The organism is Pseudolabrys sp. (genome assembly GCF_035943735.1).
GTDB lineage: Bacteria > Pseudomonadota > Alphaproteobacteria > Rhizobiales > Xanthobacteraceae > Pseudolabrys.
Window position 1 is genome coordinate 432,640 of record NZ_DASZBV010000027.1, and the last position, 7,189, is coordinate 439,828.

5 protein-coding genes and 1 other RNA gene are annotated in these 7,189 nt (G+C 67.6%); 1 reads left to right on the plus strand and 5 read right to left on the minus strand.

The features are described from left to right. The first annotated feature begins 85 nt into the window (after nt 1-85). Entirely contained in the window at nt 86-3,580 is a 3,495-nt protein-coding gene (locus VGV41_RS22615; RefSeq protein WP_326866497.1) for an AsmA-like C-terminal region-containing protein, read from the plus strand. A gap of 4 nt (nt 3,581-3,584) precedes the next feature. Here the strand turns inward: VGV41_RS22615 and VGV41_RS22620 are convergent, their stop codons facing one another. From VGV41_RS22620 to ssrA, 5 genes are all read right to left on the minus strand, one after another. After that, complete coding sequence (locus tag VGV41_RS22620; RefSeq protein WP_326866498.1) at nt 3,585-3,821, minus strand: ribbon-helix-helix domain-containing protein; 237 nt, start codon at nt 3,819-3,821, stop codon at nt 3,585-3,587. After that, nucleotides 3,818-4,006, minus strand: a complete 189-nt coding sequence (locus VGV41_RS22625; RefSeq protein WP_326866499.1) for a DUF4169 family protein — start codon at nt 4,004-4,006, stop codon at nt 3,818-3,820. The genes VGV41_RS22620 and VGV41_RS22625 overlap by 4 nt, the downstream gene beginning before the upstream one ends. Before the next feature lie 199 nt (nt 4,007-4,205). Beyond that, a complete protein-coding gene (fumC, locus tag VGV41_RS22630; RefSeq protein WP_326866500.1) occupies nt 4,206-5,606 on the minus strand; it encodes a class II fumarate hydratase in 1,401 nt (466 codons plus the stop codon). A gap of 49 nt (nt 5,607-5,655) precedes the next feature. Further along, a complete protein-coding gene (locus tag VGV41_RS22635; RefSeq protein ID WP_326866501.1) occupies nt 5,656-6,207 on the minus strand; it encodes an SspB family protein in 552 nt (183 codons plus the stop codon). Nucleotides 6,208-6,303: 96 nt separating this feature from the next. After that, nucleotides 6,304-6,720, minus strand: a transfer-messenger RNA (tmRNA) gene (gene ssrA, locus VGV41_RS22640). Nucleotides 6,721-7,189: the final 469 nt, after the last annotated feature.

The following is a 7,189-nucleotide window of genomic DNA, read 5'->3' on the forward strand; positions in this document are numbered from 1 at the left end:
CCGCCAACAATCAGCAGAACTGGCGTAAAATCTCGACAGGTTTTGACAGGTTTGCGGCGTGCCGCGCGCGCCGTCGGAGTTGCCTTTGCAGACGACGCTCCTCGGCATTGCGATTGCCCTGATCATTGCGCTGGTGGCCGCATTGGTGGGGCCGCTGTTCATCGACTGGAGCAACTACCGTCCGGTGATCGAGGCGGAGGCGGGCCGCCTCGTCGGCGCGCCCGTCCATGTCGCTGGGCCGATCGACGGCCGCCTGCTGCCGTCGCCGCGGCTCACCTTGCACGACGTCACCGTCGGGCAGGGCGGCAACGCCATCCGCGCCGGCGCGCTCGACGTCCAGTTCGCGCTGACGCCGCTGATGCGCGGCCAGTGGCAGGCGGAGGATCTGCGTCTCGCCAATCCCGAAATCACGGTCGGCGTCGACGCCAGCGGCCACCTGCGGCTGCCGAAGTTTGCCTTCGGCTTCGCGCCCGACGCGCTGACGGTCGAGCGGCTCGAGGTCGAGGGCGGCAAGCTGATCGTGAAGGACGCCAGCGGCGCCACGACGCTGACGCTCGACCACGTCTTCTTCAACGGCCGCGCCCGCTCGCTGCTCGGGCCGTTCAACGGCAGCGGCAGCCTCGTCGCCGGCGGCGACCATTACTCACTCGATCTCGCCTCCGGCCGCTACGGGTCGGACGGCATCAAGCTGCGCATCGGCCTGCAGCCGGCCGAGCATCCGTTCAGCATCGCCAGCGACGGCGCGCTGACCTTCACCGATGGCAAGCCGAAATTCGACGGTAGCCTTAGTCTCGGTCCGCCGCCCGGAATGAAAAGCGCATCGCCGTGGCACATCAGTGGCAAGCTCGCCGCAGGAGCCAATTCGGCGCTGCTGCAAAATCTCCAGGTCGTCTACGGCGCCGACACCGAAGCCTTGAAGTTGACCGGATCGGTGCGCCTCGATTTCGGCCAGGCGCCGTCGCTCACCGCCGAACTCAACACGCCACGCCTCGATCTCGACCACATGCTGGCCGGGCCGGACGGCCAGCACCCGACGCCGGCCGAGGCCCTGCGCAAGCTGGCGCAGGGAAGCGGCGCCGCCGCCTTCGTGTCGCCGCTGCCGATGGACATCGGCCTGAGCGTCGACGAGGTCGTGCTTGGCGGCCACTCGCTGCGCAACGTCGGCGGCGACTTCAATTCGGTCGACGGCGGCTGGAATCTGCAGAAGCTGGAATTCCAGGCGCCGGGATTCAGCCAGGTGGCGCTCAGCGGCAAGCTTGCCATCAAGGACAACGGCACGTCGTTCACCGGGCCGGCAGTGGTCGATGCGACCGACCCGAAGCTGCTGTTCGCCTGGTGGCAAGGACGCGAGGCCGATCCCGCCGGCGATCTCAAGCCGCTCCATCTGCGCGGCGACGTCACCTTCGGTACCGACAAGGTCGCCATCGAGCGCTTGGAGGCGCGCTTCGACGACAAGCAGGTGACCGGCGGTCTCGTCTACACGTACGCGGCGGGCCGGGCGCCGTCGAAACTCGACGCCCGTCTCAAGGCCGACGACATCGATCTCGACGCCGCGATCGCGCTCGGCAAGGCCATGGCGGCCGGCTCGCAGGTCGAAGGGCCGCAGGAGATCGCGCTCAAGGCCGATCTCAAGCACGCGACCTTGTCCGGCTTCAGCGCGCGTGACGCCGAGGCGTCGCTGACCTGGGGCCGCGATGGATTGCGCATCGAGAACCTGTCGGTCGCCGATCTCGGCGGCGCCAAATTCTCGGCGCAGGGCCGCATCCGTTTCGAGAAGACCGGGCAGAAAGGCAGCCTCACCGCCGATCTCGACGCGCCGGACATGAAGCCGGTGCTGGCGGTGCTGTCGCGGCTGGCGCCGCAGACCGCTAATGCGCTGACACCGGCCGCAGCGGTGATGTCGCCGGCGAAGTTGCATGCCGGCTTCACCGTCGCCGACGGCGCGCCGCCGAGCACGGGGCAAGTGTCGCTGGCCGGCACGCTCGGCACGACGAAGTTTACCGTCGACGCCTCCGGCAAGGTCGACCTGCACAGCGGCACGCTCGGCGACCTGCGGGTCGGCGGCCGGCTCGATGCCGATAACGGTTCGGCGCTCGTGTCGATGCTGCGCCTCGACCGCGTGTTCAACGTCGCGAGCGGGCCGGGCCATTTGACCTTTGCCGCATCCGGGCCGGCGCGCGGCACCATGCACGTCGAGGCTGCCGTCGGCGCGGGCAATCTCGCTGCCAGCCTCAAAGGTACGGCCGATATCGTCAAGCGCAGCGCCGATCTGCAGGTCGCGGTGCCGCATGCCAGCGCCGCATTCGCAGCCAACGGGACCGTGCCCGTGAGCTATGCCAGCCGCGCCGTGCTCGCCGGTAACGACCTGAGCCTGCGCCGTATCCGCGCGGCGGTCGGCGGCGCCAAGCTCGACGGCAACCTCGAGATCAAATTCGGCGACATCAATCGCGTCGCCGGCGCCCTCGAGGTGGACACGGTGAATGCGCCGCCGGTCATCGCGGCGGCGATCGGCTTGCCGTCCGCGCCGCCGAAAGCGGATCGCTGGTCCTGGTCGAGCGAACCGTTCGCGGCCGGCGTGATCGGAAGCGTGCAGGGCGACGTCGCGGTGAAGGCGCACCGCGTGGAGCTGTCGCCGCAGCTCGCCGCGCGCGAAGTCGCCGCCAAATTGCATTTCGGCGCGCGGGAGGCGCGGGTCGACGACATCGCCGGGACGCTGGCCGGCGGCGCGCTCAAGGGGCAGCTGTCGTTCACGCGCGATGACGGCCTGCAAACGACGATGACGCTTTCGCTCACGGGCGGCGACGCGACCGCGTTGCTTTCGTCCGGCGCCCGTCCGCCGCTCGGCGGCACGCTCGGATTCAAGCTGGAGATGGCGGGCAACGGGCTGAGCCCGGCCGCGCTCGTCGGCTCATTACGAGGCGGCGGCGCGGTGACGCTCGACAATGCGCAGATCGCCGGGCTCGATCCGCGCGCCTTCGATGTCGTCACGCATGCCGTCGATCAGGGTGTGCCCATCGAAACGTCGCGGGTGTCGGACATCGTCGGCAAGGCGCTGGAGAGCGGCGAGCTCGCGGTGAAGCACGCCAAGGCGGATCTCGTGGTCAGCGCCGGGCAGGTGCGGCTCAACACCACGAAGACGAGCGGCGACTCCGCCGATCTCACCATGTCGGGCGCGCTCGATCTGACCAACGGTCTCGTCGATGGGCATGTCATCTTGTCCGGCGCCGACATCGCCGGTGGTGCACGGCCCGACATCTACATGGCAATCAAAGGGCCGGTGTCCGCGCCGGCGCGCAGCGTCGACGTGTCGGCCTTGACCGGTTGGCTGACGCTGCGCGCGGTCGACAACGAGGCGAGGAAGCTCAAGGCCGCAGAAGATGCCGCCGCGAAGGCACGCGCTGCGGAAAGGGAAGCGGCGGCCAGGGCGCGCGCCGCTGCGGAGCGGGCTGCGAAGGAGCAGGCCGCCGTGCCGATGTTCGCGCCGGTGTCGCCGCCGCCGGTATTGATGCCATCGGTGACCGCGCCGCCGCTGCCGCCACCGGTGTCGGTGCAAGCGCTGCCGCAGCCGCCGGTGCGCTGATGGCTCAAATCCCGCGCGCGGCTCTGGCCGCATCGCGATAGTAATCGAGCACGAAGAGACGGATCGCCGAGGAGAGATTGCCGTCGCCGCGGCCTCCATCGATCGATGCGACCATCTCCGACAGGGTCATGTCCTTGCCGTGGGCGATTTCCTTCAGTCCGGCCCAGAAGGCGTCTTCGAGGCTGACGCTTGTCTTGTGGCCGGCGATGACGATCGAGCGTTTGACGACCGGCGACTTCATTCGCCGTCCCCCCGCTCGCGGCGATGCGCTTCGATCGCGCGCGCGTTCTTTTGTGCCTCCAGACGCCGCAGGTCACGCAGCGCTTTCGGTTCGCCATGCACGAGCCGGTTGTTCTCGGCATCCTGCTCGCCCTTGCGGCGTTGCGCGCGCTTGCGCGCCAGTCGGAGATTGATCAGTTCGGCCATGACAGTCGTCCAGAACGCAACCCATGAGTGCGCCGCGATAGCGCATGGGTCTTATTGCGCGAGCGATTGGTACCCCCTTCGGCCGTCGCGATGACAGCCGCCGGATGTGTTCCGGTACAGGCATCGCGCCGGTTGCGCATGCATATCGTGGGAACAGTCTTAGCGAAAGATTGACGCCGCTGCACAGCGACCAAGCGGCTCAACGCGGGCGAGTCATTTGACCGGGCTGGACAATCCGGTCGAATTCGTCGGCGCTGACGAAGCCGAGCTTCACGGCCTCCTCGCGCAATGTGGTGCCGTTTGCGTGCGCAGCCTTGGCGACTTTCGACGCATTGTCGTAACCAATTTTTGGAGAAAGGGCGGTCACCAGCATCAGCGAGTTCTCGAGCAGTTCGCGGATGCGCGCCTCGTTGGCCTTGATGCCGACGACGAGATTGTCGGTGAACGACACGGCTGCGTCGGCGATGAGCCGGATCGATTGCAGCATGCAGTGCGCGAGCACCGGCTTGTAGACGTTGAGCTCGAAGTGGCCCTGGCTGCCGGCGGCGGTGATCGCCGTCTGATTGCCGAACACCTGGCAGCACACCATCGTCAGCGCTTCCGCCTGCGTCGGATTGGTCTTGCCCGGCATGATCGAGGAGCCGGGCTCGTTCTCCGGCAATGACAACTCGCCGAGCCCCGAGCGCGGGCCGGAGCCCAGGAGGCGGATGTCGTTGGCGATCTTGAACAGCGCCGCCGCGGCGGCGTTGAGCGCGCCGTGGACGAACACGTAGGCGTCGTGCGCGGCCATGTGCTCGAACTTGTTGTCGGCGGAGGTGAAGGGCAGGCCGGTGAGGGCGGCGATGCGATCGGCGAAACGCCGGGCAAACTCGGGCTTGCTGTTGAGCCCGGTGCCGACGGCGGTGCCGCCCTGCGCCAGCGGATAGAGCTCGTGCCGGGCCATGTCGATGCGCCGGAGCGACGATGCGACCTGCGCCGCATAGCCGGAGAACTCCTGGCCGAGCGTGATCGGCGTCGCGTCCATCGTGTGCGTGCGGCCGATCTTGACGATCGGCTCGAACTCTTTCGCCTTGGCATCGAGCGCGGCGTGCAGATGTTCGAGGGCGGGCTTCAGCCGTTTCTCGATCTCGATTCCCGCCGCGATGTGCATCGCCGTCGGCACCGAGTCGTTAGACGACTGGCTCATGTTGACGTGATCGTTCGGATGGATCGGCTTCTTGGCGCCGAGCGCGCCGCCGAGCTTCACGTTGGCGACGTTGGCGATCACCTCGTTGACGTTCATGTTCGATTGCGTGCCGGAGCCGGTCTGCCAGACGACGAGGGGGAATTGATCGTCGAGCTTGCCGTCGGCGACGTCCTGCGCGACTGCGGCGATCGCGTCGGCGAGCTTCGCATCCAGGCTGCCGAGATCGCGATTCACGTCCGCCGCCGCGCGCTTGACGAGGCCGAGGGCGTGGATGAGCGGCAGCGGCATGCGTTCGCTGCCGATGCGGAAGTTCTCGACCGAGCGCTGCGTCTGCGCGCCCCACAGTTTGTCGGATTGGATGTCGATGGGTCCGAAGGAGTCGGTTTCGGTGCGGGTCGTCGGTACGTCGGCCATATCGTTCACCTATGGCCGTGCCCCGCCGGCGGCAAGGCTCGGGCCGCCGCTACTTCTTGCGGAATCGATCGAGACGGACGACTTCGGCGCCGCCGGTCGGTTTGTCGTCGGGACTTTCCGGCGTTTCGGTCGCTGCGGCGGCCGGGGCAGCGGGGGCGGGGGGAGCGGCCGCCGGCGCAGGGGTCGACGGCAGCTTCTTCTTGCTCGCGGGTTTGGCGGCCTCAGCGGCAGGCTGGCCTTCGGTCTCCGCGACCTCCTCGAACTGCAGCCCGAACTGCACCGACGGGTCGAAGAAGCCCTTGATCGCCTCGAACGGCACGCCGAGCTTCTCCGGCACGCCGCCGAACGAAAGGCCGACCGAGAAGCCGGATTCGTCGACCTCGAGATCCCAGAACTGGTGCTGCAGGATGATGGTCATCTGCTCGGGGTATTGCGCCTTGATCCGGTCGGACAGGCGCACGCCCTCGGCGCGGGTGTCGAACGAGATGTAGAAGTGGTGCTCGCCGGGCAGACCCTTCTTCGCCGCGTCGGTCAGCACGTTGCGCACGACGCTGCGCAGCGCCTGCTGGGTGAGAAGATCGTAGCGGATGTGGTCGGGCATGTGACGTCTTCCGGACGGCGGTACCGATGCTAGCGCGAGCCCGCGGCAAAGGCACGGGGTCGCTGTTCTAGATGGGAGTCGCGGCGAGGGGAAGGAAGTGGAGGCTTCTGTTGCCAGGTGCCTCCGAACCCCGCCTAACCGCTGCTAAGACGGTTAGGGCTTGCAGGCTTGGTTAGTCGAGCTGCTTACGCAGCCAGAGCAACCGGAGCATAGTTGTCGTTGGCAACTATGGAATTGGCCCGATAACGGCGGAACCATGCCGAGCAAAAGTCCGCCCTTTACGCCCTCGTCGATCCTATTTCGCCCCCGCCGGTGCCGCCCGGTGGTTCCGCCTTGCGGTGGGAACCGGTCCCACCCCGAGTTGGGAGGGGGCCTTCGTAATCGAGCGGCACTGGTGGAGGCGCCGGGTACTGCCCCCGGGTCCGATGGGTTTATTACGACAGCCGTTTATCGCCATAGCCGGGTTGCCCCGGCATCCCGAATATAGGCCCGAAGGCTTAAGGAAAAAAGGGCTGACCCGTCTCCCCCTCCAGGGGAGGGTGAGGCAAGATCGTGGCTCAGCCTGACGCGTCTCGTCGATTCAGATGTCAAACAGCCGCGCGCGGCGGGCTTGCCCGCTTCGCGCCACGCGTGACTCATCGCCCGTATTCTTTGGTCGGCCCCGGGTGAGCCGCAGTCCGCATTCCCATTCCGCCGCTCCCGAGAAGTACCGAGGGCGCGCGGGACGCTCTTGGGCCCTGAGGACCCACGGACCTCGACGCCTCGCAGCATCGAGGCATGCTGAAGTCCGAATAACCGCAAGTCCGCCAGACCCAAGGCGTCCCGCGCGCGGTGTTTGATAGGTCTGCTCCGCCCCGCCCCTGGTGGACTCTCCTTTCAGGCCCTCCTGCTTTCGCAGCCAAGGCCTTTCCACCACTACGGGCCCCGATCATTGCCGGTTGTCCTGTGACCGGCGCCGGCAATACCATCACTGTGGCCCAGC

Excerpts from the sequence above, each read along its gene's own strand:
- VGV41_RS22620 (WP_326866498.1), bottom strand. The coding sequence starts at position 3,821 with ATGAAGTCGCCGGTCGTCAAACGCTCGATCGTCATCGCCGGCCACAAG.
- VGV41_RS22625 (WP_326866499.1), bottom strand. The coding sequence starts at position 4,006 with ATGGCCGAACTGATCAATCTCCGACTGGCGCGCAAGCGCGCGCAACGC.
- fumC (WP_326866500.1), bottom strand. The coding sequence starts at position 5,606 with ATGGCCGACGTACCGACGACCCGCACCGAAACCGACTCCTTCGGACCC.
- VGV41_RS22635 (WP_326866501.1), bottom strand. The coding sequence starts at position 6,207 with ATGCCCGACCACATCCGCTACGATCTTCTCACCCAGCAGGCGCTGCGC.